Genomic DNA, 25,910 nt, shown 5'->3' on the forward strand with positions numbered 1-25,910 from the left:
CCGTTTCCCTTGCCACCCCAGCCGCCTCCGCCGACATGGTGGATGACTACCTCGCGAAGGTTCCTGCGGGCCAGATCTCCTGCGATCAGGCAAGCCGCTATTACACCAACGCTTCCGACTACAACTCCAAGAAGTCCCAGGCGCTCGCCGCTGCTAATTTCCACCCGCGTGGTGGCGAAATCCGCGATGCCATCGCGCGCGCGGATGAGGCGATCGCGCGTTGTGGTCTAAATGGTGGCGCTCCGGCTCCAAAACCAGCCCCAGCTCCAGCTCCAAAACCAGCCCCTGCCCCAGCAAACGTAATTTCGGTTGGTGTGGTTCCGGGTCAGCCTACGGTTGATGTGCCGGTTGGCCCGCAGGTCTTCCGCATTCCGGACATCAACAAGATCATCCAGGATCTCTTCTCCCAGGCACAGTCCCAGGTTTCGCAGCTTTCTTCCTTCTAGAAGGGCAGAAAGTACTCGTCCGCGTGCAGGCGAACCACTCGCGGCAGGTAGCGCACTTGTTTGCCACGACGTCGACAAGCGAGTGCCCCATGAATCATTAGCGGGTAAGACCCCACATAACCTGATCGAGCGCGCAAGAATCGTGCGGCAGATCTGGATGCGCTGCTGGGGCCTCACAGACGTCGCCCAAGCTGACGTTTTCAACGTCGGCGCCTGGTACCGCAGTAAGCTTCGAGGTTTCGTTCGGCGTGACGGTGGTATCCGCCGGGCTATAGATCGAGGTGTACTTAACCCCCGGCGCGGTATCGGGCCGTTTGTTCATTTTCTCAATAAAGTCCGAGCCCTGCAGCTGCTGAATGCCGGCCGTAGTGCCCAAGAAGGCAGCCAGCTTCGGCATAACCTTGGCAATATCACTCAACGCAGGTCCCATACCGCTCAGCGTAGTGCCGTGATAGTTGCCACCGATTGCGACAACACGGGAGACCTCCTCTGGGGAACCGTAGAGCTGCGTGAAAGTCTTGGTGTGCAGCCCGCCCTGGGAATGGCCCACGAGGTTGACCTTGTCAGAGCCAGTAGCGGACCGAACATACTCGATTTGCTCTGCAATCTCGCGAGCAGAAGCATCAAGATCCCCAATCGCCTTCATGGCCGGGATTGCATTCTGCAACGTGACATCGTCCGCGCCGTAGTCGAATGCCCACACGCACATGTTTTGCTCCTGCAGCCGCGGAATCAGATCCGTCCAGGCCGAGGAATTATCGCTGGTGCCATGAATGAGAACCACTGGCTCAACATCAGAAACGCAGCTCGGATCGTTGATGCCATAGCTCTCTGGCACTGAGGTCTCAAAAGTGGCAGCTTGAGCAGGTGCGATGGACACGGTAGCGGCTAGAAAAGAAGCCGTGAGGAAGGTGGTAATTCGACGCATGCCCCACAGAATAGACCCTGCTCACGGATTTTATTCAAGATAGGGTAGCCGGGTGTGTACGTTCGGACAATACTCAAAGTGTCAGAAACTCGAGGCACCACCAGCGCCGGAGAACCCCGAGCTAAAGTTGCTGCTCACGTTGGGTGAAGAAGCTACGGAAGCGCTGTTCCATGAGCTGATCGCCATAAAAGGTACGAATCCGTGATAACCCACTCCCGGATAGAAGGAAGACTCGTCAATACGCGGGCGCGCCGCCAATTCATCCGCTTCGTTTTCCTTTTGTAACTGCGTTTGGATCTGCCCAAAGAGCGTGGCTGCGCGCTCCACTAGCTCGAGGTAACGATCCATAAATTCAGGCGCGGCCGCATCGATCTCCTCGGAAACGGCAATCAGTCGGGATGCTTCTTCCGCGACCCCGCCCGTGGATTCCGTGCGCGCCTCAATCAGGTCCTTGCGTAGCTCATAGAGTTCTTTGCGGCGCGCGTTAACGTCAGCATGCTCGATGGCATACAGACGGTCGATGTTGTGTTCTGCGGTATCTACGCGGCCACAGATGGATTTCGCTTCCTCGATTCCACTCACCGCTTGGTCGAATTCCTCGTCGGAGGACTGCTCGTTCAGGCTGGCAAAAGAGCTAACTGTATCGTCGAGGTTGAGGAACTCGTCGCGCAGTTGCTCCCATTCCTCGCGCATCCGGGCGTCGACAAGCGCTGATTGCAAAGAGTGCGCACGCACGTCGATGGCATTCAAGCGTTGAGCGATATCCCCATAAGCCCGTGAAACGTATTTCCAATCCTCACGGGCGGTCGCAATACGCTGCGCTTTCCGACGCCGCGTAGCACCCACCGCAGCAACGATTCCTCCGGCAGCCGCACCCGCGCCGAAACCACCAAAGCCAATACCGAGACCGCGGTTAGCCTTAGCATCGGAATAAAGCTCCTCACTGACCTTGTCTGCATCGGCAGCATAGTCAGCGCCAGCGAAAAGACCTGCCGGGATATTTCCTGCCTTCACGCCCGGTTTGATCTCTTCGATTGCGTCTTCCAAATGACCATCTTCTAGTTCCAGGGACAGGTCCTTCCCCACATCGTTGCCCGCGAAGATGAAAGCCTGACGTGGATCGAGGCCCACGCCAACGAAGAGCTGGCCATCGGTGAAATGGTCATCGCCAATGAGGTCTGGGTGATTATCGCGTAGATACTCTTCGACGGAATCTTCTACCTCGTCCTTGTTCTTTTTGAAGACAAGGTAGTTCAGCTGCTTGACCGGAGCTGCGAAGTGGATTCGCTCAACGTCACGACGCATGCGTGCTTCGTCATCGGGGTTTAAGACATCTTCGGGATCCATGATCTCGACCTTGACGTCTGCGGACCTCTCGACGGAATAATCTGCTTGCTCCGGAGATGCCGCAAGCGTGGCAACACCGAAAGCAGTGCCGCCGCCAACCAAAAGCGCTGCTGCTGCAGATGCCGCCAGAATCTTTTTCATTCCAATCTCCATTCTCGCTTGGTGCGCAGCCATGCCAGGACTGCCTTGACGCGGCGGTTTTCGTCTTCGGGGCTGAACCCGAGCTTCATGAAAACATTCGCCACGTGTTTGCTTACTGCACCGGCAGTGAGCACGAGCTTGCCTTCGATCTCGCGATTGCTGGCGCCTTGTGCCATCAAGGCTAGTACCTCGCGTTCTCGGGGCGTGAGCTTATCGACGCCCATCTTCCGGGAGGAGAGCAAAGTGCTCACGACTTCCGGATCTACCACGGTGCCACCTGCAGAGACCGTATCCAGTGCATGGATGAACTCATCCACATCGGCGATTCTTTCCTTGAGAAGATAGCCGAATCCGCCGTGTTCGATGAGTCCGTCCAGGTAGCTGGCGGCGACGTATTGGCTCAACACCACGACGGGCTGCTCGGGCGTACGTTTGCGAATCTCATTGACTGCTCGCAGGCCGTCGTCCTGCAAAAGCGGCGGCATCCTGACGTCGGTGACAATGATGTCGAATCCTTCTGCCGCAGCACGCAATTGATCAGCATCTTCGACCGTGGTGACCTCATGGTCCAAGGAACGCAGGAGTTGTTCGATTGCCGCACGCAGCAGGGCGGAGTCTTCAGCAAGCAAAATTTTCATGGCAGTTTCATCCTTAACCGTGCGCCCTGATCAGTGTCTTCTAGTTTCACGCTTCCGCCCAGGGCTATGGCGCGCTCTTCCAGGCCGGCGATGCCGGTTCCCTCGCCTGCGGTTAACCCGTGCCCGTTATCGGTGATGGAAATCTTTATCCCTTCTCGGTAGTCCAGCTTCACAGTTGCTGCGGTGGCCTCACCGTGCTTTACGGCGTTGGTTAGTCCCTCTGCCACGCAGTGATATGCCAACAAGGCGCTGGTTTCATCAAGGGAGCGTTCTTCGCCTTTGCATTCGAGGGTGGTCTCCAGCCCAGAATGGACGAGGAGTTCTTCGAGAGCCGCAATCAGGCCATTATCGAAGAGGACCTGCGGTGCGATGCCACGGACCGTGTCGCGCAAGGCAGAGAGAGCAAGGCTGGCGTTGTGGTCGGCGGCGTCGAGAGCCGCGGTGTCTCCCCTTTTCGCCGCGGCTAGGTTGAGCTTGAGCGCGGTGAGGTACTGCTGCGGGCCGTCGTGTAGCTCCCGTTCGATGCGGCGGCGCTCGCCGGAGAAGGCGTCGATAAGCGTGGCTCGCGCATCGCTCTCCAACGCCAGGCGGGTGGTGCTCACGGAAAGAAAGGTTAAAAACTTCGCGCCAAAGATAAGGACCAGCAAGCACAGGCAGCCAAACGTCCAGCTCACCACGATAGCCAGGGCTCGATTTTCAATGACGAGGCTACCGATGTTGAACCTATCCGTGAAGAAAGGAGCGATGAAGAATACCACCGTCATAACCCCCACGAACAGCCACAACGCCATGCTCAAAATCGAGAGCAAAAGCTGAATCAGAAGGTGATAGAACTGCTGCCAATCAAACCAGCGATGTGGGGTGCGGTAGCGAATCTTCACGCCCAACCACCGTGCGCCGCCGCGGGTAATGACGGCCATGAGGGACGCAACGAGCGGAATCCACGGCAGCATGACAACGGAAACCACAGCAGCGGGAATACACAGCAGCGCTAGCACTAGATTCCACGCCACGGATTTGAAAGTTGCCATAGAGTACAACCCTAATCCGCACTTCGGACACACGCAGTGGAGCTAGCTCCCCTAAATTTCTGGGAGTCTCCCCCATCGGAATACTGCGCCTTTCAACGTGAAATCGAAAGCATGACACTCATCGCAAAAAATCTCACGAAGAAATACGGCAAGAATCTGGTGCTAGACCATCTCTCGCTGCGCATTGAACCGGGCGAGTTCGTGGCCATCATGGGCCCTTCCGGCAGCGGCAAGTCAACGCTCCTCGGCCTGCTTTCTGGCCTCGACAAACCTACAACCGGCAAGGTCAATGCACCGGGGCGCAAGCACCGCGCTTTCGTGTTCCAAGACTATAACCTCCTGGAATCGCTTAACGCCCAGCAGAACGCGGAACTTACGGCGAAGTTCTCTGGCCGCAAATGCGGCCCGGCGAAGCTGCACCAGACCTTTGAGAGCTTGGGCATCGGCGGGCTGGAAAAGCGCTTACCGGCACAGCTTTCGGGCGGACAGCAGCAACGCGTCGCGGTGGCGCGAGCATTGCTTGCCGACGCCCCCTTCATCTTCGCCGACGAGCCCACCGGTGCGTTGGACGACGACACGGCGGACGTGGTCATGGATCATCTCGTCCGCGTACCCAGCACGGTGGTAATGGTCACCCACTCGCACGCGGCCGCCGCGAAGGCCGATCGCATCTACAAGCTGGAGGAACACCATGTCCGTATGGCTTAAGGATCTACACAGCAATTGGCCTTCCTGGCTGGCGGTGGCGCTGACGTGTTTTATCTCCGGAATGGGATTCTCGCTCGCCGTAGCGCTCATTAACGCAACCGGTGATGACACAACTTCTCTGGGCGGAACCATCCTCGGGCTGGCTATCTGCTCCAATATTCTCGTCATTTTCTCGCAGATGAAGCTCATCATCGACGAGCACATCCACATCTACCGCAGCTGGCGCATGGTGGGCATGCCCAATTGGCTCATCTTTGTACTCGTGCTGGGTCAGACTGCGGCGGTCTCTACGTGCGGTGCGGTTCCTGGCGCCTTTTGCGCTACATTTCTCACGGACTTCGCACTCGATGCTTTCCACCGCGACAACATTCGAGTGGACGGTATCTCCGTGACGATGGGCGATGTTGTGCTTGCTAGTGCGGTGTGCGTACTTGCCGCAGTACTGGGTGGATTCTTGTCATTGCGGCGTATCTACCGTTCGGGGATGCCACGGTGGACAGCTGCCAAGTGTGCGCTCGCTTTAATCCTTGGTGCCGGGATCTTGTTTGCCTGCACCTTAATCGAAGATCCGATAGATGCAATGTCCGCGTGTTTGGGCCTTATCCCCTTGTTCGCATTCCTGGTTCCATGGATGTTGCCACTGCTTATGCAGTGGACCCGACCTCTCGGCATCGCTGGCGCGAACGTGCGCGTACGCAGCAACTTCACCGCACCACATATCATGCCGTGGATCTTGTTCGGCGGCCTCATCATCGCCGTGGGCTCAGGTCTCCGCGCCATGTTGAGCATGGAGGAGGAGTTTACGATGTCGCCGTGGCAGGTGTTCGTAGTGGTACTCGGGCCGACGATCGCGCCGAGCGTGATGGCGGCGTTTACTACTTCGCTGTTAATGCGCAAGCGGATCGCTCACGACGCAGGGGCGCTAACTTTGGCGGGTGCTGCCAGGAACAGCATTTTCCGGGTACAAATCGGTGAAGCCTTCGCGCTGACAGCAACCACGACGGGATTACTGTCCGCGCTCACGCTCTTCATCGTCTTGCTCATGAACCACGGGATGACAGGAGAATACGCGCTCACCGGCTTCTGGTGGCAGGCGTTACTTGTGCAAGCTTGCGTGATGTTTATGGGTCTTTCCGGCTTCAAATGCGGGTTGGCCACAAACTTTAGGGATACAGCTGCGCACGTCCGTCCGTAAAGGACTTGTACTGCTCAATGTCTCCGCCAACTGGGACCAATTGATCATCTTCAACCTCTAGGCGCACGCGTGCGGTTTCGGTAATTCCCTCTGCGGTAGAACGGCCGCGATTGCCCACGGTGAGCTCGATTTCATCGTCTCCCACCACGGAAGCCTCTTCCACGGAAGAAGCGGTAATACCGTGGCCGCCGACCAATTCACCCTCGGACCAAATGAGGATTCCGTCTGCGATTGATGCACCCGTTCCGGCAGGACCGTTTTCATCACCGAAGGCGCCATCCAGTACGGCGTAGCTAAGCTCCGCGCACGGATCATAGGCGCCGTCACTGACCGTGTAGTGGAACTTAAAATTATCTTTATCCGTGTTGAGGACGCCCTTTGCGCCGTTGGCGAATCGCTTCTGCAAATCAGAGCCGCCGTCCGCGCACTCTTCCTCTTCATTTTCTTTATTTTCCGCAGTTACCGTTTCGGTTACTACCGGCTGCGGGTCTGCTTGCTGCTGGGTCTGTTCTGTGGACTCAGTTTTCTCAGTGGACTCGGTTTGTTGTTCGGCAGTCTCACGGAAGACCGGCTTCGGAGAATCGCTTTCGGATTCCGATGAACAACCAGCAACGCTCAACGCAACTACAGCTACAGCACTCGAAACGGCAACAAATTTCCTCATGATTTCAAGATACTTGACTGCCTGCTAGAGAAGTTCCGATAACCAAGGAAAGAAAGAACAGCGCAGGAGCTACACCCAGCCTTGAACGTTGTTCAATTACAGTCATAAAAGAGATTATTGCTGTGGTAGAGATAATTCCATGCCTTTTTTGAACAGTGTTCAAGTCGCTGCGATCGACTCCACCCACATCTGGCATCCCTATGCCGCGCCCGGCGCGCCAGCCTTGCAGGTACTGCGCACCGATGGTGCCTATTTAGAACTCGCGAATGGCCAACGCGTCATCGACGGCATGAGCTCCTGGTGGGCGGCATGCCACGGCCATTCGCACCCGCGGCTGGTGGCGGCGGCGAAGGATCAGATCGATAGGTTCAGCCACGTCATGTTCGGCGGGCTCACTCACGAACCGGCGGCGCGGCTTACCGCAAACCTCATGGAGTTGACCAACCACCAGTACGCGCAGGTCTTCTACTCCGATTCCGGATCCGTCGCGGTGGAAGTGGCAGTAAAGATGGCGCTGCAGTGCTCGCCGCCCGGCCGCACCAAGCTTTTGACCTGGCGCTCGGGCTATCACGGCGATACCTTCGCCGCGATGAGCGTGTGCGATCCGGAAGGCGGCATGCACACTATGTGGAAGGGCATCCTTGCCGAGCAGATCTTTGCCCCAGCTCCGCCCACGGAAGGCGCCTCGGCTAAGCAGCGGGCGGAATACTTGGATAAGTTCGAGTCCTTTATCACCGAAGAAGTCGCCGCGGTCATCATCGAACCCGGCGTGCAGGGCGCGGGCGGGATGCGCTTCCACGACCTAGAGCTGGTCGCAGGCGTGCGGGAGCTATGCGATAAGCACGGAATCTTGCTCATCGCGGATGAAATCGCCACCGGGTTTGGTCGCGCAGGTGAGCTCTTCATGACGCAGGCGGCAGGAATCACGCCCGACATCATGTGCGTGGGCAAGGCGCTAACGGGCGGGTTTGTCTCGTTGGCAGCAACCCTGGCCACGCAAAAAGTGGCGGAGACGATGCAGCCACGCGCATTGATGCATGGGCCGACGTTCATGGCCAATCCCCTGTCCTGCGCGGTGGCGGCCGAGTCCACCGCCATGATTGCAGAAGGCACCTGGCGCGCGGACGTCGCACGCATTGAGCAAGGTTTACGCGCAGGGCTTAGCGACGCCCCCGGCATCACCCGCGTGCGCGGCGCCATCGGTGTACTGGAAATGGACCATGACGTGGACATGGAAGCGACCACCGCGGCGGCCCTTGAAGAAGGCGTATGGCTGCGCCCATTCGGCAGGCTCATCTACACGATGCCGCCATATATCTGTACCGATGAGGAAGTAGCGCGTATTTGCCGCGCCGTCGTTGCCGCCGGGGAGGTCGCATGATCTATTGCATCACCGGAACCAATACGGATGTGGGAAAGACCATTGCCACGGCGGCCCTGGCCGCGCAGTACCAGGCGGCGGGCAAGCATGTGGTGGTGGCGAAACCGCTGCAAACAGGAGATACGAGCGATTGCGCCACGATCACACGCCTTACCGGCGTGGAATCCCGGCAATTCAAGCACTATCCGGAGCCTCTAGCGCCGAACCTTTCTGCCCGGCGCGCGGGATTACCGCAGGCCGAAAAAGAGGAGGTGCTGGCGTGGATTCGCAGCATCGATGCAGACGTCGTACTCGTGGAGGGCGCGGGCGGCCTGCTGGTTAGGCTCGCAGATAGCTTCACGCTTGCCGACGTCGCCCGTGACCTCGGCGCCGAACTTTTCATAGTCACCAGCTTGATGTTGGGAAGCCTCAACGCCGCTGAGCTCACCGTGGAAGCTGCCCGCGCCCGCGGCATTCACGTCAAAGGGCTGATTGGCGGCATGCTGCCACAAGAGCCGGACCTCGCCACTCTCCTCAATATCGCGGAGCTTCCCAAGGTCACCGGCGTGCCACTGCTCGGCTGTATTCCTGCCGGCGCAGGCTCGTTAAGCAAGGAGGAATTCTGCGCCCAAGCAGCGCAGTGGGATCTCTTAGGTGGTCTCTAGATCGGCCCACGCAACCGGAACGGGTCTTTCATGACTCGGCCTCCTCATCCCCTGGAACAATCTTGCTGTCTATGGCACTCAAGATGCAGCCAGCCAAAATGTAACCACTCGCCTGCATATGGGTGGCCCAGTTGCCTCCGCCTCCGGCCACAACCAAAAAGATCATGAACCCCACAGCAATGAGACAATAAACAATGAATCGACCATGCGCACCAAGCCGATATCTCCGCGCAGAAATGACGCTGATGGCCCAGCTGAGCCCTAGGAGAATTGCATAAACTAGCCCTCCGGCCAACGCACCCGGAACCATGTACAGCATTCGCTATCCCTTCCAACAATCATCTGCGGGGCCTTGGAAGCACTTTCTAAAAGGTAAAACGAAAAGTCTCGAGAAACCATCCAAAAGGAACGATGTCTCGAGACTTCACAGCGTGCCCGGGGCGGGACTTGAACCCGCACGTCCTATAAGGACACTGGCACCTGAAGCCAGCGCGTCTGCCAATTCCGCCACCCGGGCTGGGTATTAAGTGTCTTGGCGACCAACTAACATTAGCATGCAGGAGCTAAGAATCTACAAATCCGCAGGCAAACACGAAGTTTTCTGGGGAAAAGCCCCCTAAAAGCATCGGAACTTTAGGCGGCGCGGCTACGTTTAGAAGGGGTAGGCACCCTATAATTAGCCTGTCATAGAAAAGGAGGACAGCACGTGGCAATTTTTGAAAAGCTCGCGAAGCTGGATTCCGCCATGCAACGAGGCTTGGACAATGGCATGGCCTTTGTCTTCGGAGGCAAGGTCGTTCCCGCGGAGATTGAAGAGCTCCTCAAACAGGAGGCGCAGGACAATCTCGCACGCGGTGATGACGAGAACCTCTACAGCCCCAACGTCATGACAGTAGGCGTATCTTCCAAGGACTTGGAAAACCTCTCCCGTGACCCAGATCTGCCCGCAGATTTCGCCGACCAACTCACCCGCTTTGTTAGAAACCACGGCTGGTCATTCGCCGGCCCGGTCATCGTACGCATCGCGGAGGAATCAGGATTACGTACAGGACAGCTTCGAGTGTCTTCGTTTATTGATCACGAACCCGCCGAGGAAACCGGATTCGACGCAATCTTCCACGAAGACGATGGTCAGGAGGACCACATGAGTAACCCGTTTAATGCAGACGAGGCAGCAACCACCACCTTTATGGCACCGGATCAAAATCCAGAGCAGCCACACTCGCAGGGCCCCGCAGTGAACTTGATGCTGCAGGATGGTTCCTCCCGCGTGTACCACGTGCGGGAAGGTTCCAACATCATCGGTCGCAGCAACGACGCTGACCTTCGCCTGCCCGACACTGGCGTTTCCCGCCAGCACGCGGAGATTACGTGGAACGGACAGGATGCCGTCTTGGTAGATTTGCAATCCACCAACGGCACCACTGTCAACGAGACGCCAATTGAAAACTGGCTGCTGGCCGACGGAGACGTCATTACCATGGGACACTCCCACATCGAGGTCCGTATCCCCGGCACCGAGAACAACCACAACTACTAACCCCCGCCGAGAAAGTAAGGAGGTCACCATGGATTCAGTCGTTTTGCTAGCTCTTCGCATCGGCCTTCTGGCACTGTTGTGGCTTTTCATCCTGGTGGCCTTGAACGCAATGCGCCGGGACGCCAATAAGGCTGCCGGCGTCTACCAGCCTTCGGCGCAGGCGAAGGCCACTCCGCGGCGTCGCGAAGCGCCCAAGCAGATTAACATCGTGGACGGGCCCCTGCGTGGCTCCCACATGCAGCTCGGCACGCTCGAAGAGTGCACCATGGGCCGTGCGCAGGACTGTGACTTTGTCACCGGCGATGACTTTCTTCCGGTCATCACGCGCGCCTATTCCGCCGCGGCAGCGAGTGGTTTGTGGAAGACCTGGAATCCCGCAACGGCACCTTCGTGGGTGGCGTTCGCATCGATCAGCCGGAGCGAGTTGGCGTTGGCACCGACATCAAACTTGGCCGCACGACCGTGAGGTTGATGGCATGACTTTAAGCCTTAAATTCACCGCGATCACAGATCGCGGTCTAGTACGCCAAAACAACGAGGACAGCGCCCACGCTGGTCCCCATCTTTTGTTATTGGCAGACGGAATGGGCGGCCACGCCGCCGGCGAGGTGGCCTCCCAGCTCATGGTTGAGCACTTGGAGCACCTCGACCAAGACCCCGAAGACAATGACATGCTCGCGCTGCTGGGCGCCGCGGCAGAGGATGCAAACGCGTCCATTTCCGCACACGTCGAGCAGCATCCAGAGACCGAGGGCATGGGCACCACGCTTACCGCGATGATGTTCAACGGCACCGAGTTCGGCGTATGCCACGTAGGTGACTCCCGCGGCTATCGCCTGCGCGACGGCAAGCTGACCCAGGTAACGCGCGATGACACGTATGTGCAGTCTCTGGTGGATGAGGGTCGCCTCGACCCCGAGGACGTTTCCTCCCATCCGCAGAAGTCGCTGATTCTCAAGGCCTACACTGGTCGCCCGGTGGATCCCACCTTGTTTATGTTGGATGCCAAGGTCGGAGACCGCCTGCTGCTGTGCTCCGATGGTCTTTCGGATCCGGTTACGGCAGCCACCATCGAACTGGCACTTTCGCAAGGCACGCTTGACGACGCCGCGGTTACCCTCCGCGATCTCGCCCTGCGTTCTGGTGGCCCAGACAACGTCACCATCGTCTTGGCCGAGGTAGTCGAGGGCAAGGGCGATAGCTCGCCGGTCAAGGTCGGCGCCATCGCAGGCGTCGTGCCTGAGCCGACGCACCCGGATTCCTCCGCCAGCCGTGCGGCTGCGCTAACAAGGCCACGAGAGGCGTCGCCTGCGCCCCAAGAAGAGGAAGACGACACCGAGGAACCTCACAGTCCAAAAAAGAAAGTTGGTTGGAAGGTAATCGGCGCCCTCGTAGTGGTGCTCGCGCTCGTCATCGGCGGCGGATTCTGGACCAAGAACGAGATTTCTAACAACTTCTACGTCGCCACCGACGAAGAAGGGGCACTCAGCATCGAGCAAGGCGTAGATTTCTCAGTCTTTGGGCGTTCTTTGCACCACAAGTACCAAAATGCCTGCGTCGATAAAGCAAATACGCTGCGTCTCGGGTCCACTCCGTGTGAGGGGGATTTCGCCCCGTTCAAGGTCACTGACCTGCCAGATTCCGAGCGCGCGGCCGTAGATAACCTGCCTTCGGGTTCCTATGCCGAGGTACAAACCCAGCTTTCGAGCCTGTCCTCCAAGGCACTCAAGCCGTGCATCAGCACGCCGAGCAAGAAGACGGACGAGAAGCTAGAGAAGAAAACCGCTAAACCAGGAATCACGTGCCGGGAGGTGAGCTAAGTGAAGAAGATCTTTTCCCGCGGCACTGAGCTCGGGCTGCTGATTCTGGCGGCCGTGGTCTTTGCCATCACCACCGTCAGCCTGGAACTTTCCCAGGGCAACATTTTGACCATGGACGTCCTCTACCTCATCGGTGGATTCATCGGCGTCTTTACCGTCGCCCACCTGGTGCTGTGCTTCCTGGCGCCGCATTCGGATCAGCTCATGCTGCCGATTGTGTCCCTGCTCAATGGCACCGGCCTGGTCATGCTGGCGCGCCTCGACCTCGTCAATGATGGTGTCCTGGCCCGGCGGCAAGTGATGTGGACGATCGTCGGCCTTATCCTCTTCGTGCTGGTGCTGGTTGTATTGCGGGATCACCGCTCCCTTCCCCGCTACTCCTACATCCTGGGCGCAGCCGGCCTCATCCTGCTGGCGCTGCCGCTGGTGTGGCCGCAGCCGCCGGGAGTCGAGGCGCGTATTTGGCTGTGGCTGGGCCCATTTTCTATCCAGCCTGGCGAGTTCTCGAAGATCATGCTCATCTTGTTCTTCGCCATGTTGCTTACCCAAAAGCGCTCACTGTTCACCGTTGCCGGTTACCGCTTCTTGGGTCTTTCCCTGCCGCGTCTGCGTGACCTCGCGCCGATTCTGGTGATTTGGGGAATAGCCATCGTCATCATGGGCATCTCCAATGACTTCGGCCCGGCGCTGCTGCTGTTCACCACCGTCCTCGGCATGCTGTTTATGGCAACTGGCCGTGTCAGCTGGCTGCTCATTGGCCTGCTCTTGGTAGGCGTTGGTGGTTTTGGCATCTACCAGATCTCTTCGAAGATCCAAACGCGCTTTTCCAACTTCCTGGACCCGCTGGGCAACTACGACAGCGGCGGTTACCAGCTTTCCCAGGCACTGTTCGGCATGTCCTCCGGCGGCATCTCCGGAACGGGCTTGGGCCAAGGCCACCCAGAGATCGTCCCAGTGGCGCACTCCGACTTCATCCTCGCCGGCATCGGTGAGGAGTTCGGCCTCATTGGCCTAGCCGCCGTGCTGGTCATGTTTGGCATGCTGGCTTCTCGCGGTTTCAATACCGCGCTGAAGTCCCGTGATTCCTACGGCAAGCTGGTTGCATCCGGTTTGTCGCTGACCCTGGCAGTCCAGGTCTTCGTGGTCACTGGCGGTATTTCCGCCATGCTGCCGATGACCGGCCTGACCACCCCATTTATGTCGGCTGGCGGTTCCTCGCTGATGGCTAACTACATGCTGCTGGCAATCCTGCTGCGCATCTCTAACGCGGCTCGTCGCCCAGCGCGTGAGACCAGCAGCAATGCGCCTACCGATACTTCCATGTTCCCCGCCGTACAGGAGGCAACCCGATGAATAAGTCGATCCGCCTCGTCTCTCTCTTTGCCATCCTCTTGACCGCAGTGTTGCTCGTAAACCTCACCGTGGTGCAGGCATTTTCAGATGACAAGTACGCACATAACCCGAAGAACATGCGCGGTTTCTACGCCATGCAGACCACCCCGCGTGGCCAGATCTTCGCCGGCGATACGGTGCTGGCTAAGTCCACCGAGGATTCCGAGGGCAAGTACTCGCGTTCCTACCCCACCGACTCGCCGGCCTTTTCCAACATCACCGGCTACCTTTCCACCCAGTTCGGTGCTTCCCAGTTGGAGGCTTCTCAGAACGAGATCCTCAACGGCACCGACGATTCCCTCCTCACCCAGAACTGGCTCGACACCATTTCCGGCAAGGAAAAGGTAGGTGCCAACGTCGAGGTCACCATCGATCCTGCGCTGCAGCAGGCCGCCTATGATCAGCTGGTTGGCCCGGGTTACAACGGCGCGGCGGTGGCCATCCAGCCTTCCTCCGGCAAGATCCTGGCCATGGCTTCCTCGCCGAGCTACAACACGAATGACCTGCTAGGAGAAAACGCCGACGAGACCTGGAGCGCGCTGCAGGAGCAGGAGGGCACCCCGCTGCTCAACCACGCCACGCAGGAAACCCTGCCTCCTGGTTCCATCTTCAAGATCATCACCACGGCCGCCGGCCTCAACAATGGCTTTAATCCCGGGTCCTCGCTGACGGGTGCTAATTCCATCGTGCTGCCGGACTCCGTGACGGAGCTGACCAACTATGGAAACCAGATGTGTGGCGGCTCCCAGTCCGTTACCTTGCAGACTGCCTTCGCGCTTTCTTGCAACACCGCCTTTGTGGAGATGTCTGAATCCATCGGCGCTGATGAGTTGCGCAAGTACGCCGAGGCTTTCGGCGTGGGCGAAAAATATGATCTCGGGGTCAACAGTGCTGCCGGCAATTTGGGCGAGCTTGCCGACGGCGCGCAGGTTGCCCAGTCCGCCATCGGTCAGCGAGACGTGACCATGTCTGCACTGCAGGCGGCCATTATGGCTGGCACCGTTGCCAACAAGGGCAAGCGCATGGAGCCCTACCTCATCAACCGCATCACTGATGCGCAGATGAATGAGATCCGCGCGACCAAACCCCGCCAAGCCGAGCAAGCGGTAACGGAGGATGTTGCGAACACGATCAAGGAATTGATGTACGGCTCGGAGCACTCGACCTTCGGCTACGATGGCAACTCCTTTGCTTCCAAGACCGGCACCGCAGAGCACGGCGATGGCCTGGCTCCACACGTGTGGTACGTCGCGTTCGATCCGGACCGCGACATTGCCGTCGCCGTCGTGGTCAAAGACGGTGGCAATCTCGGCGAGTCTGCCACCGGCGGCCAGGTTTCTGCCCCTATCGGACGCGCCATCCTGCGCGCATATGGAGGACAGTAAAAGTGAGCAACTCAGATAATAAAGAGCATCTCCAAGCCCTCATCGGCGATGACTACCAGCTGCAGTGGATCATCGGCCACGGCGGCATGTCCACGGTGTGGCTGGCTGACGACGTCCGCGGTGACCGCGAGGTAGCAATCAAGGTACTGCGCCCTGAGTTTTCTGATAACACCGAATTCCTCAGCCGCTTCCGCAACGAGGCTCAGTCAGCGGAATCCATCAACTCTGAAAACGTGGTGGCCACTTATGACTACCGCGAGCTCGAGGACAACGGCCGCACCTTCTGCTTCATGGCGCTCGAGTACGTCCGCGGCGAGTCGCTCGCTGACCTTCTAGCCCGCGAGGGCGCCCTGCCGGAGACCCTCGCGCTCGATGTCATGGAGCAGGCAGCACATGGCCTTGCCGTGATCCACCGCATGGGTTTGGTGCACCGCGATATCAAGCCCGGCAACCTCATGATCACCCAGAACGGGCAGGTCAAGATCACCGACTTTGGCATTGCCAAGGCAGCAGCTGCGGTTCCACTCACGCGCACCGGCATGGTGGTCGGCACTGCGCAGTATGTCTCCCCAGAGCAGGCACAGGGTCTCGATGTCACGCCGGCTTCCGATGTCTACTCCTTGGGCGTCGTGGGCTACGAGATGCTCGCCGGCAAGCGCCCGTTTAGCGGCGATTCCTCGGTGTCCGTCGCGCTCGCGCACATCAGCCAGGCGCCGGAGCCACTCTCGACGTCGATTAGCGCCCCTGCTCGTGAGCTCATCGGGATTTCTCTGCGCAAGGATCCCACCACCCGTTTTGCGGACGGCAACGAGTTCACCAACGCCGTCGCTGCAGTGCGCAACGGCCAGCGCCCGCCACAGCCTAAGTCGGGGGCATTAGCACCAATGGCGGCCGAGCCTTCCCCTTCCGCGTCCACGGAGATGCTCGCCAGCGTGGCCAACCCCAAAACCGCCACCCCGGAGCGCGCCCCAGTCAAGGACACCCCACACCCCGTGCCGAAGGAGAAAAAGAAGAGCTCTGGATTTGGTGTAGGCCTTCTTATTGCTGCCGCATTGGCCGCCTTGGCGGCATTGGGATTCTTCGCGGCAAACTTCTTCAAAGGCGCAGGTGAGTCCACGGAGCCCACCACTCCGCCGGAATCCATCGTGGTTACGGAGTACCGCGATCCCGTAACAACCGAGGTCGTTACCCCCGAAGAAACCACGGAAGATACCCCTGAGCAGGTCACTGTCACCACCACGCACTCGGTTGAGGAGGAGACACCTACGCAGGAGAAAAACACCCCGACCCGGCCGGTTCATACCCCCACGCAGCAGGAAATCCCTACTACTGTCCAGCAGGAGACCGAAGTCAATGAAACACCAACGTCTCCAACCGCAGTAGACTCGCTGCCTGATAACCCCCTAGAAAATCTACTACCCCAGGATGGTGCCTAGAACATGGTCAATGACCGCTACCACCTTCGCCAGGTCATCGGATCCGGCGGCATGTCTGAGGTTTATGACGCCGAAGACACGGTTCTGGGGCGCGCGGTTGCTGTCAAGATGCTGCGCCCCGAAATGGCGCGTGACATTAATTTCCGTGAGCGCTTCCGCCGCGAGGCTCAAAACTCCGGCAAACTGAACCATCCCAACATCGTCTCTGTTTTCGATACCGGTGAAAAGACCGTCGATGGCATGGCGATCCCCTACATCGTGATGGAGCTGGTCAACGGCCGTACCCTGCGCGATATCGTTCGTGAAGACGGCCCACTTCCAGCTCAGGAAGCAGCGCAGCTGCTGGCACCCGTGGCAAATGCACTGCAGGCTTCCCACGAGGCCGGCATCATTCACCGCGACATCAAGCCCGCCAACATCATGCTCACCAACACCGGCCAGGTGAAGGTGATGGACTTCGGCATCGCGCGTGCGCTCGATGATTCAACCTCCGCCATGACACAGACCTCTGCGGTCATAGGTACTGCTCAGTACCTATCCCCGGAGCAGGCCCGTGGAAACCCAGCGGATGCACGCTCCGATGTCTACGCATTGGGCTGCGTGATGTACGAGGCCGTCACCGGCCGCACCCCTTTCGAGGGCGAGACTCCGTTCGCGGTGGCGTACCAGCACGTTCAAGAAGAGCCGATTCCGCCTTCGCAGTACATCGACACGACGCACCTGACTAATACCCAGCGCCTCAACATCGATGCGGTCATTCTGACTGCCATGGCCAAGCACCCGGCGGATCGGTACCAATCCGCCTGGGAGATGAGCGAAGACCTGCAGCGCATGGCCAATGGCCAGCTCACTGAAGCTGCGCGCGGCCACGTTAGCGAGGAAGAGCAAGCGACTTCGATGGTCTCTCCCGTTGTGGGTGCACATCGCGCTCCTGTGCAATCCACTCGCCCGGAAGAGGAAGAAGAGGGCGGCAATGGCTTGAAGTGGCTCGCGCTTTTCTTGGCGGGCCTGTTGGTTGCCATCATGGGCTACTTTGCTTGGGACTTCTGGAATGCCTCGCGCGAGGAAGATCGTGCTGCTCAGCAGCAAGAGGAGGCGACCGCCCGCGCCAATATGGTCGTTGTTCCCGAGGTAGAAAAGCGCCCACGCAACGAGGTCGTCGCCGAACTCGAGAAGATGGGCCTGCTGGTTACCGTCAACGAAGAAGCTAACCCGGATATTAAGCGTGGCCAGGCAATCCGCGTGAACCCTGCGCCGGGTTCGGAGCTGCAGAAGGGTTCCTCGATTACGTTGACTGTTTCCTCCGGTGACGAGATCACCGATGTGCCGGATCTCTCCGGTATGACCTTGGAAGAGGCGGGCAAGGCGCTTAGCGACGCCGGGCTTTCCCTCAACGAGCAGGTCGAAGAGAAAAACGACGATGCTCCTGCCGGCCAGATCATTTCTCAGAATCCCGCCGGCGGCTCGCAGCTGTCTAAGGGCTCAAAGGTCAAGGTCACCGTGTCCAAGGGCAAGGAGGAGGCGAAGGTCCCTGACGTAACCGGTATGCCACAAGACCGCGCTGTCAGCATGCTGGAGTCGGTGGGCTTTGAGGTCAACGTCAACGTCGTGGACTCCCAGGAACCGGCAGACCGCGTTCTATCCGTCAGCAGCCAGGGCGGCAAGCTGGCCAAGGGTGAGACCGTCACGATTGAGGTCTCCAATGGCATGCTCATCACGGCACCGAACCTGTTGCACAAGACGCCTTCTGAGGCTGAGTCCGCACTGCGCTCTGCCGGCTGGCAGGGTAGCGTGCGCACCGGCCCCGTTGTTCCTACCGGTGCGCTGGTGGATAACGGCCGCGTGGGCTGGGCTTCTGTGAATGCGGGCGATACTATTCGCAAGAACGCAACCGTGGAGCTCCGCGTCTGGGAGTTCACCACCACGGAGCTGCTCCCGCGCTAGTAGCAAGCGAATTTCGCCTGCTAAAGTAACCGTTAAAAAGAATGCCTAAAGAAAAGTTGAAGGTTTAGCAATGCCAAAGTCAAAGATCACCCAGAGCTCGGGCGTTCCGCAGTCCTCTAGCTCTGCGGCCAACCGCACTCCGGTCAAGATCAATTCCGAGGGCACGCCAAAGTGGTACATCGCCATCATGCTGGGCCTGATGATCATCGGCCTGCTGTGGCTCGTGGTCAACTACTTGGCCGGCGAGTCCATCCCATTCATGCAGGAACTGGGCCCATGGAATTACGGCATCGGTTTCGGCCTAGCCATCATCGGCCTGCTCATGACGATGGGCTGGCGCTAAACTTCATCACCCTGCCATGAGCTCTACGAGGTTCTATAGCTTCGCCGGCGTCGGCTTCATCATCGCCGTGATGCTGACCGTGGCCATCGATCCACTATTCCTCTCCCCCGGTGCGCTGTTGCTCGCCGTCCTTGGTGTGGCACTTACCCCGCTCGGTATGAACCACCCGCTGTGGGCGGCTGCGGCTTATAGCGCGCTTTTTGGTATTTGCACATGGCATACTGAATGGCGCTCGTTCTTATTGGTCGCATGGAGCGCAGTCATCGTTGGGCTAATTTCCTACCGACGTCCATGGACTCACGCCGTTATCCCAGGACTGGTGCTGGTACTTCTTTCCATTATCGATCCTGCACAGGGCATCTGCACCTCGCTCGACCTCTTTAGCTTTGTTCTGGTGTCCGCGATCAATTTGCTGGGTATCATTTTCGGCGTTTGGCTAAAAAAGGCGCGCCAACGCAGGCTCGCCGCTGAGCAGAGGAACCAGGAATACCGACACGCGCTGATGACCACGCTGCATGATTCCGTGGCAACGACGTTAACCTCGGTGGTCATGCGCTCAGAAACACTCGGCCTTCTAGAAACCAACCCGAAGGTGGCTGAGAACTCCACAGCCATCGCGGATGACGCACGCAAGGCAATGGGTGAGGTCCGCGATCTGCTGCGCCTTATGAAAAACGAGGACCTTCCAACGTTAAAGAAAGCACGCTCGACCATCGCAGAAGAACTGGAAGAGATGCAGAGCTTCCTGAGAAGCCATGGTTTCGAATGCACTGTGAAAGGAAAGCTCGGGAAATTGGCGCGTTCCATGGCTTTGCCCAACGATCTGCATTTGGTCTTTTCAGAACTTAGCGCCAACTTGATCAAATATGCCGAAGCAGGTTCCGAAATCACCATCCGACTACGACGCAATTACCGCGGTCTCGATATAGAAGTCCATTCACTCATCGCTGAAGCCCAGACAGATCAACATATGACGACTAGACTGGGTCTTTCAGAAATCGAAAAAAGAGTTGCTGCAGCAAACGGCACTTTCAGCAGCGGCCCCCACAATGGTAAGTGGGTAAGTGCGCTTTATATCCCAATTTCCAACATGGTGCGCAGATAAACTTACCTTGTAGTAGGCTAAGGCCTATCGTCTTTATTTCTCTCCCCAATAGGAGTATCCACATGCGTTTTCGTTCTGCTGCAGCCGCTGCCGGCGCCGTACTGTGCCTTACCAGCACCCCATTTGCTAGCGCTGCTTCTTCCTTCGGTTCTTCCAGTGCCGCTGAGTCTGCTACTCAGACTGAGACCGCCTACACCGGCGGATTTACCTACTACACCTCTCAGGCGGAAGACTTTGCAAACGCTTTGCGTTGCTCCACCAGCCCGCAGCGCTGGTGGTGCGCAAAATACCGCCACTAAGCCTCGATGTCCATAAGAGTCTTTCTCGTTGATGATGACCCGCTGGTCCGCTCGTCACTGCGGCTTTATTTCGAAACCACCGATGACATCGAGGTGGTAGCTGAGGCAGCTAATGGCGCAGAATGCCTCTCGATGCTGGACAACGTTGATGCCGACATCGTCTTGGCAGATATTCATATGCCCACGATGGACGGCATCTCTTTGCTGCACAAAATCAAGGAAAGGCCCTACCCGCCAGTTTTCTTGGCGGTGACATCCTTTGACTCCGATGACACCATGCTCAAGATTCTGCAAGAGGGCGGCGCTGGTTACATTCTGAAAAATCAGCGACCGCAATCCATCATCGATGCTGTCCGGGAGGCCATCCACGGCGGCACCGTCGTTGCACCCGTAGCGATGCACCGCCTGGTGGGATACATCGGGGATGCGCCCCGTAAGGATCCGGTCGCCACCGCCATCGAGACGCATCACCTCAGCACCAACGAGATCAATGTGCTCAAACTGCTGCTACAGGGCAATTCGAATTCCGAGATCGCAGCAGCGCTGGAGATCTCAGAATCTTCGGTGAAAAAGCACGTCTCCAGCCTCATCATCACCTTTAACGCAAGCACCCGCCTAAATCTTGTAACCAAGATTTTAGGCGGGGCAGGTAGCTAGGCACTGAGGCTAGAACACGGCTTAATACACCGGGGCGTCGTCAATGCGTAGCTCCGAATAGCGCGAGTACGGTACGCTGACAAAGTACGGCGCACCCTTTTCTACCCACTGCTGATCCTCAGAACAACGTACATCCTGCGAATCCGCGTCGAGCATCATAAAGCCCCACACGAGCTTGCCTTGCTGATTGGCTTCCAAATCGTAGGGGCCAATCTTTTGACCGAGGCTCCAATGGATCTGGTGGACGAAGTTAAAGCCAAACGTGTTCGACATGTACTTTTCAATGTCGCCGATTGGCTTCACTGAAACGCTGACCTCAGTGGTCTGCGTACGCTTATCAGTCACGGTGTGGCTAACTGGAACAGTGTAGTCGTTGCGATTAGCCACGCTGGCGGCATCAGTCTGCTTAAACCACATGCGCTCCGCCGTGACATAGGTGCCCTGTGCGCCCGGTGTTGCACAGTGCGTGCCCGGCTTGTAGTCATCATTCCAGCGCTGCGGCAGGCGGTAGGAAGCCGCGCCGTCGACAGCCTGCGCAGCCGGAGTGGCCGCACTTACTGCCACCAGCAATGCTGCGGCGATGCGTGCAAACTTGCGCACAGTTGCCTCCCTTAGTTGAACTTCATGTTGTCGCGAGTAGAAACCTCAACGTGGCGCTCTGCTGGCAGCGACGCGGTGAAGGTCTCGCCGGTGCCCTGCCAGGTTCCGTCCTGGCCGCACACGGTCTTCTCGCCTTCAAAGTCGGAGACAACCCAGCCCGCGCGCATGACGGCGGTCTTACCAGGTGCAACGTTGTACGGACCGACGGTCTCGCCCACCTCGTAGGTCTGGGAATCGGTGTAACCAGCGTTGAACTTGATGTTGACCAGCTTCAAGATGTCGAAGTCAACGCCTACGGAAACGTTCCAGGTCTTGGTCTTGGTCTCCTTGATGGAACGGGTCAGTGGCAGCGGCTCAGCGTTGTAGTTGGAGACGGTCCAGGTGCCTGCGGAACCATCAAAGTAGGTGCGGACAATCTCAACGGTCTGGCCGGTATCGCCTGGGTTGACGCACTTTTCACCGATGGTGGTCGGGTTAGCAGCGCCGTGGTTAACGGCAGGCAGTGCCATTGCTGGTGCAGCGGCGATGGAAGTTGCAGCAATTGCGGATGCTGCCAGTGCGAGAGTGCGGTTAAAGCGCATGGTGTTACTCCTATTTAGTGAGAAAGAAAGTGGGGTTGGTAGGCGGTGTCGATAGTGTTAATAGGCGGTCTGGGTCGCAACTGGTAGGTCACGCCACTCATCTGGGGTGACGTCAACCTTGCGGGTCGAGCCATCCTTGCCGGTGACGGTGGCTTCTGCCCAGAAACCTGCCGGCGCAGAGGCCTGCTTGAAGTCGTGAACGAGGCTGTACTTTCCGTCGCGGCCACAGTGCAGCTCGCTGTAGTTCACGCGCATCATGGTGGTGCCGTATTCGATGCGTGCGCGCTCACCTGGCTTAAGGTCGAGCGGCGCCAGCGCGGTACCCACCGGCATGTAGGCACGCTGTGCGGCACCGATGGAGCCGAGCCAGCCCTCCGGCAAGCGGCCTTTATTGCCCAGCCAGTTCATCTGGCCGTTGTACTGCGCGCCCACCAGGTGGTCGGTGATGCCACGATAGGTGTAGTCAGCCTCAGTCCAGTTCATGAAGTCCTGGGAAAAGCCCGGCTTTCGGAAAGTAGGAGCTACGCCCTCAATGGTGTTCGGGTACCACTGCATATCGCCAGCGGTGCACTCTTCACCTTCGCTCGGCCAATTCTCGCGCTGCAGATCGGTCGCAGGGTTGACCACATGGTCCTGCTTTTCATCGGCAATCTTCTCCAGGCTTGGGCCGGAGACGGCATTGTAGCCACCGTCAACAACCTTGCTGTTCGCACCCGGCGCGCGGGAAGGAATCTCAAGCGCTTGGTCATCAACGGTGCCGTCGGCGTGGATTACGGTTGCCCAGGCATAACGCTCGGCCGGTGCGGTACCACGGATGACATTTGCACCCTGGATATTGGTGTAGATGCCATCCTTGCAGTCCACAAACATGGAAATGAAGTCTTTTTCCACGGTGCCGTATTCCACGCGGAAGGAATCGCCAGGCGCAAGCTTGATCGGCCCGATGGTTTCCCCCTCTATCCAGCCGTTGGACAGAGTCAGACCGATGTCTGCCTTTGCGGTGGTGTTCCAGTTGGAAGGCCACTTGGCGGCAGAGTTTGCTTCGATCTCGTGATTAGTACCGGATTCGACGGTGGCGGTGTACGGAACCGTCTGCTTGGTGGTGTTGGTGAACTGGATGGTGCCATCCGAAAGGTAACGGCGGCCAGTTTCACCAAAGTGCCAATCCGGATAACCCGCTGCAGTAGCTTCTGCTGGGCTGCACTCCTTGTAGAGATTCTCAATCGGATAGCCCTGTGGCATGGCGGGGATCTCTGCGTGTGCCGCAGCAGGGGCAACGAGGCTTGCCGCAGACAGTGCGGCGGCTGCTACGTAGTAGCTGAGACGGAGGCGGGGAATGCGCATCGCTACGTTTCCTTTTATTCACTATTTTTTGAAGTTTGAGGTTCACAGCGGCGCGGTCTCTCCCTCCACGCGCTGTGAACTACTCACATGACGCTAGTAGGCCACCATCGCATCCTTCAATACCTCAGATACTTTCGGATAATCGCCACTTGAGCTTGCATTTTCCAGAATTTTCCCAGCTATTTTTGACTCCGCGCGCAGCCAAAATTGTCCTTTCGTACACACCCGCTTCTGCCCCCCCGTTCCCGAGTTGCCAACAAGATGGGAAGAAAGTTATCCACAGGCTGGGGATAACTCTGTGAAAATCAAATTCCCCAGGTTTCTTCCACAGCCTGTGGATAACAGTTTTCACGCACTTCCACAGGGGTTAAATTGCAAGGATGTAAGTCTTCTTGCCTGCGTGATCAGGCAAAACTCCGGCCATGCGTTCGAGAAATTACAAAAATGTAGTTATCCACATTGTGGATAACTACTGTGGAATTCTTTCGCACAAGCGTTTTGGTGAATAACTCGCCGGAGTTATCCCCAAAACCCAGCTTGAAGGCCTAAAAAGAAACTTAAAGCCAAGAAAACCGTGAAAACTCCGGTCCATCGCACTCCCCGACGGCTGTTAAAAACAAAAAATGCGAGAATCACGCCTGTGAACAAACCACCCAAATGACCCCATAGGGATACACCGGACATCAAAAACGTATAAGCCACGTTGGCCACTACAAGAACAATGGGTGCCCGCAGATCCATACCGCGAGAGTTGTAGAGCCCTACCAGCAATGCCAGCAGTGCATAGATAGCTCCCGCGGCCCCCACCGTCGGTGTTTGGTAATCCATCCCTAGCACGGCCGCTGAGGCGCCCAGCAAAGAGAGCAGATATACACAGGCATACAACGCCCCACCTAGGGCCTGCTCGATTTCGCGTCCTACGAGCAAAAGCAGAAACATGTTCACCGCTAGGTGTCCGAGATCGATATGCATAAACCCGGCACTTATCGCCGTCAACGGTGCAGCCTCAAAGTCCGGGCCCCACAACGTCCAGTCATAGGCCAGCGAAGAGCCGTAGTAGGACGCAGTAAGCGAATGCGACTGGATGGCGGTAGCCGCCCACGTCAAGGCGCAAAAGGCGATGACTGTTGCGGTGACCGGCGCTTGTTTTAGGTAGTTGCGCAATGTCTTTTCCATATTTTCCCCAAAAACTTCAATGAGCCCACCGCCACTTTTAATAAGTGGTGGTGGGCTCAATTGTTAAGAGCTCTTAGGCGATCTCGATGGACTCGATGATGACGTCCTCACGTGGGCGGTCCATGCGGTCCGTATCAACCTTGGCGATCTTGGACACGACTTCCTGGGATGCCGGGTCGGTGACCTCACCAAAGATGGTGTGGTGGTTGTTCAGGTGCGGGGTCGCAGCCACAGTGATGAAGAACTGGGAGCCGTTGGTGCCTGGGCCAGCATTTGCCATAGCCAGCAGGAATGGACGGTCGAACTGCAGCTCTGGGTGGAACTCATCCTGGAACTGGTAGCCAGGGCCGCCACGGCCGGTGCCGGTTGGGTCGCCACCCTGGATCATGAAGTTATCAATGATGCGGTGGAAAATTGCGCCATCGTAGAACGGTCCGGACTGCTCGCCCTTTGCGTTCTGGGTGGAGTAGTCCTTCTCGCCCTTTGCCAGGCCGATGAAGTTCTCCACGGTTACCGGTGCATGGTTACCGAACAGGTCGATAACGATATCACCGTGATTGGTGTGCATCGTTGCAGTTGCGGTCTTCTGAGTCATGCCGACTATTGTATGGAATTTCTTGCTCGCGCGCCGCAAATGACATAACGCCCTAAGCGATCACTATGCTTGAGCCTATGATTCGCGCTGTGCTCTTCGACCTCGATGACACTTTGATGGACCATACCTCGGCTATGCGCGAGGGTCTCGACGAATGGTGCCGCGAGCTAGGGCTTCCCACTGGCCAACATGAACGCTTTGCCGCCATCGAGCGCAAGTGGTTCGCCGCCTATGAGCGCGGCGAGGTCACCCATCATGGCCAGCGCATCGCCCGTTGCCGCGAGTTTCTAGAAAAAGACCTTTCGGAGCACGACGCATTGCAGGCCTATTCGGGTTATCTTGCCGCATACCAGCGCAATTGGCGCGCTTTTGCCGACGCCCTGCCCGCCCTGCAGCGAGCCCTGCAAGCAGGTCTTCGCGTTGGCGTCCTCACCAACGGCGCCCGCGAGATGCAGGAGGCAAAGCTACGGGCCGGCAAGTTAGATCTGCCAGAGGTGCGTCTCATCGCCACGGTGGATCTGGGAATCCCTAAACCGCAGGCCACCGCCTACCTGGCTGGCTGCCAGGTGG

Annotated in this window: 26 protein-coding genes, 1 tRNA gene and 1 pseudogene; 17 read left to right on the forward strand and 11 right to left on the reverse strand. The window is 58.1% G+C overall.

The window, feature by feature from the left end; genetic code table 11:
* Window positions 1–446, forward strand: a 446-nt coding sequence (locus tag HMPREF2724_RS02375) for a hypothetical protein (protein WP_070586956.1), incomplete at its 5' end; no start/stop codon positions are given.
* Between the two features lie 97 nt (window positions 447–543).
* Here HMPREF2724_RS02375 and HMPREF2724_RS02380 read toward each other — a convergent pair.
* The 4 genes from HMPREF2724_RS02380 to HMPREF2724_RS02395 all read right to left on the reverse strand — a co-directional run bounded on the left by HMPREF2724_RS02380 (window position 544) and on the right by HMPREF2724_RS02395 (window position 4,531).
* Complete coding sequence (locus HMPREF2724_RS02380; RefSeq protein WP_070586958.1) at window positions 544–1,374, reverse strand: alpha/beta hydrolase; 831 nt, start codon at window positions 1,372–1,374, stop codon at window positions 544–546.
* A gap of 81 nt (window positions 1,375–1,455) precedes the next feature.
* Window positions 1,456–2,862: a DUF5129 domain-containing protein gene (locus HMPREF2724_RS02385; protein ID WP_168162319.1), complete on the reverse strand. Its 1,407-nt coding sequence runs from the start codon at window positions 2,860–2,862 to the stop codon at window positions 1,456–1,458.
* Window positions 2,859–3,500, reverse strand: a complete 642-nt coding sequence (locus HMPREF2724_RS02390; RefSeq protein ID WP_005530578.1) for a response regulator transcription factor — start codon at window positions 3,498–3,500, stop codon at window positions 2,859–2,861. Before HMPREF2724_RS02390 ends, HMPREF2724_RS02385 begins: the two co-directional genes overlap by 4 nt.
* Window positions 3,497–4,531 carry a sensor histidine kinase gene (locus HMPREF2724_RS02395; protein WP_070420213.1) on the reverse strand — a complete coding sequence of 345 codons (1,035 nt, stop codon included), beginning with the start codon at window positions 4,529–4,531 and terminating at the stop codon, window positions 3,497–3,499. The genes HMPREF2724_RS02390 and HMPREF2724_RS02395 overlap by 4 nt, the downstream gene beginning before the upstream one ends.
* Window positions 4,532–4,642: 111 nt before the next feature.
* Between HMPREF2724_RS02395 and HMPREF2724_RS02400 the strand changes: the two genes are divergently transcribed.
* Both HMPREF2724_RS02400 and HMPREF2724_RS02405 read left to right on the forward strand, forming a co-directional pair.
* Window positions 4,643–5,239, forward strand: a complete 597-nt coding sequence (locus HMPREF2724_RS02400; protein ID WP_062036358.1) for an ATP-binding cassette domain-containing protein — start codon at window positions 4,643–4,645, stop codon at window positions 5,237–5,239.
* A complete protein-coding gene (locus HMPREF2724_RS02405) occupies window positions 5,223–6,434 on the forward strand; it encodes an FtsX-like permease family protein (protein WP_070433337.1) in 1,212 nt (403 codons plus the stop codon). Before HMPREF2724_RS02400 ends, HMPREF2724_RS02405 begins: the two co-directional genes overlap by 17 nt.
* Here the strand turns inward: HMPREF2724_RS02405 and HMPREF2724_RS02410 are convergent.
* On the reverse strand, window positions 6,403–7,098 hold the full coding sequence (locus tag HMPREF2724_RS02410; RefSeq protein ID WP_141748301.1) for a hypothetical protein: 696 nt from the start codon (window positions 7,096–7,098) through the stop codon (window positions 6,403–6,405). The genes HMPREF2724_RS02405 and HMPREF2724_RS02410 overlap by 32 nt on opposite strands.
* A 139-nt stretch (window positions 7,099–7,237) precedes the next feature.
* Between HMPREF2724_RS02410 and HMPREF2724_RS02415 the strand changes: the two genes are divergently transcribed.
* Window positions 7,238–8,479, forward strand: coding sequence for an adenosylmethionine--8-amino-7-oxononanoate transaminase (locus HMPREF2724_RS02415; RefSeq protein WP_062036364.1), 1,242 nt, complete (start codon window positions 7,238–7,240; stop codon window positions 8,477–8,479).
* Window positions 8,476–9,123 carry a dethiobiotin synthase gene (bioD, locus tag HMPREF2724_RS02420; protein WP_070433334.1) on the forward strand — a complete coding sequence of 216 codons (648 nt, stop codon included), beginning with the start codon at window positions 8,476–8,478 and terminating at the stop codon, window positions 9,121–9,123. Before HMPREF2724_RS02415 ends, bioD begins: the two co-directional genes overlap by 4 nt.
* A gap of 432 nt (window positions 9,124–9,555) precedes the next feature.
* Here the strand turns inward: bioD and HMPREF2724_RS02430 are convergent.
* Window positions 9,556–9,640 (reverse strand) — tRNA-Leu (locus HMPREF2724_RS02430).
* 189 nt (window positions 9,641–9,829) lie between these two features.
* Here HMPREF2724_RS02430 and HMPREF2724_RS02435 point away from each other — a divergent pair.
* The 11 genes and pseudogenes from HMPREF2724_RS02435 to HMPREF2724_RS02485 all read left to right on the forward strand — a co-directional run bounded on the left by HMPREF2724_RS02435 (window position 9,830) and on the right by HMPREF2724_RS02485 (window position 21,044).
* Complete coding sequence (locus tag HMPREF2724_RS02435) at window positions 9,830–10,663, forward strand: DUF3662 and FHA domain-containing protein (protein WP_070586961.1); 834 nt, start codon at window positions 9,830–9,832, stop codon at window positions 10,661–10,663.
* 28 nt (window positions 10,664–10,691) lie between these two features.
* Window positions 10,692–11,143 (forward strand): annotated as a pseudogene (locus HMPREF2724_RS02440) (FHA domain-containing protein).
* Entirely contained in the window at window positions 11,140–12,483 is a 1,344-nt protein-coding gene (locus HMPREF2724_RS02445) for a PP2C family protein-serine/threonine phosphatase (protein ID WP_070433332.1), read from the forward strand. The pseudogene HMPREF2724_RS02440 and the gene HMPREF2724_RS02445 overlap by 4 nt, the downstream one beginning before the upstream one ends.
* A complete protein-coding gene (locus HMPREF2724_RS02450; protein ID WP_070586965.1) occupies window positions 12,484–13,836 on the forward strand; it encodes an FtsW/RodA/SpoVE family cell cycle protein in 1,353 nt (450 codons plus the stop codon).
* The gene (locus tag HMPREF2724_RS02455; RefSeq protein WP_070455736.1) at window positions 13,833–15,260 is read left to right on the forward strand and encodes a penicillin-binding transpeptidase domain-containing protein; all 1,428 of its coding nucleotides are present in this window, start codon (window positions 13,833–13,835) and stop codon (window positions 15,258–15,260) included. Before HMPREF2724_RS02450 ends, HMPREF2724_RS02455 begins: the two co-directional genes overlap by 4 nt.
* A gap of 2 nt (window positions 15,261–15,262) precedes the next feature.
* Entirely contained in the window at window positions 15,263–16,696 is a 1,434-nt protein-coding gene (locus HMPREF2724_RS02460) for a serine/threonine-protein kinase (protein WP_070586968.1), read from the forward strand.
* Between the two features lie 3 nt (window positions 16,697–16,699).
* Window positions 16,700–18,640: a Stk1 family PASTA domain-containing Ser/Thr kinase gene (gene pknB / locus HMPREF2724_RS02465; protein ID WP_070433328.1), complete on the forward strand. Its 1,941-nt coding sequence runs from the start codon at window positions 16,700–16,702 to the stop codon at window positions 18,638–18,640.
* A 70-nt stretch (window positions 18,641–18,710) separates the two neighbouring features.
* The gene (crgA, locus tag HMPREF2724_RS02470) at window positions 18,711–18,983 is read left to right on the forward strand and encodes a cell division protein CrgA (protein ID WP_061925608.1); all 273 of its coding nucleotides are present in this window, start codon (window positions 18,711–18,713) and stop codon (window positions 18,981–18,983) included.
* A 16-nt stretch (window positions 18,984–18,999) separates the two neighbouring features.
* Window positions 19,000–20,088: a sensor histidine kinase gene (locus tag HMPREF2724_RS02475; RefSeq protein WP_070586971.1), complete on the forward strand. Its 1,089-nt coding sequence runs from the start codon at window positions 19,000–19,002 to the stop codon at window positions 20,086–20,088.
* A gap of 62 nt (window positions 20,089–20,150) precedes the next feature.
* On the forward strand, window positions 20,151–20,387 hold the full coding sequence (locus HMPREF2724_RS02480; RefSeq protein WP_061925602.1) for a hypothetical protein: 237 nt from the start codon (window positions 20,151–20,153) through the stop codon (window positions 20,385–20,387).
* Window positions 20,388–20,393: 6 nt separating this feature from the next.
* Window positions 20,394–21,044, forward strand: a complete 651-nt coding sequence (locus HMPREF2724_RS02485; RefSeq protein ID WP_070586973.1) for a response regulator — start codon at window positions 20,394–20,396, stop codon at window positions 21,042–21,044.
* A 21-nt stretch (window positions 21,045–21,065) separates the two neighbouring features.
* Here HMPREF2724_RS02485 and HMPREF2724_RS02490 read toward each other — a convergent pair whose 3' ends face one another.
* From HMPREF2724_RS02490 to HMPREF2724_RS02510, 5 genes are all read right to left on the reverse strand, one after another.
* A complete protein-coding gene (locus tag HMPREF2724_RS02490) occupies window positions 21,066–21,644 on the reverse strand; it encodes a hypothetical protein (RefSeq protein ID WP_061925596.1) in 579 nt (192 codons plus the stop codon).
* A gap of 11 nt (window positions 21,645–21,655) precedes the next feature.
* The gene (locus HMPREF2724_RS02495; protein ID WP_070433327.1) at window positions 21,656–22,225 is read right to left on the reverse strand and encodes a hypothetical protein; all 570 of its coding nucleotides are present in this window, start codon (window positions 22,223–22,225) and stop codon (window positions 21,656–21,658) included.
* A 57-nt stretch (window positions 22,226–22,282) separates the two neighbouring features.
* Window positions 22,283–23,569 carry a hypothetical protein gene (locus HMPREF2724_RS02500; protein WP_070433326.1) on the reverse strand — a complete coding sequence of 429 codons (1,287 nt, stop codon included), beginning with the start codon at window positions 23,567–23,569 and terminating at the stop codon, window positions 22,283–22,285.
* Window positions 23,570–24,088: 519 nt separating this feature from the next.
* On the reverse strand, window positions 24,089–24,805 hold the full coding sequence (locus HMPREF2724_RS02505) for a rhomboid family intramembrane serine protease (protein ID WP_246818187.1): 717 nt from the start codon (window positions 24,803–24,805) through the stop codon (window positions 24,089–24,091).
* Window positions 24,806–24,818: 13 nt separating this feature from the next.
* Window positions 24,819–25,340 (reverse strand): peptidylprolyl isomerase, encoded by a 522-nt coding sequence (locus HMPREF2724_RS02510; protein WP_061925588.1) that lies wholly within the window; start codon window positions 25,338–25,340, stop codon window positions 24,819–24,821.
* A 77-nt stretch (window positions 25,341–25,417) separates the two neighbouring features.
* Here HMPREF2724_RS02510 and HMPREF2724_RS02515 point away from each other — a divergent pair.
* Window positions 25,418–25,910 (forward strand): HAD family hydrolase (locus HMPREF2724_RS02515; RefSeq protein WP_083306073.1); only part of this gene is annotated, 493 nt, incomplete at its 3' end.

Origin of the sequence: Corynebacterium sp. HMSC071F07 (assembly GCF_001810285.1) — a bacterium.
GTDB classification, from domain to species: domain Bacteria; phylum Actinomycetota; class Actinomycetes; order Mycobacteriales; family Mycobacteriaceae; genus Corynebacterium; species Corynebacterium simulans.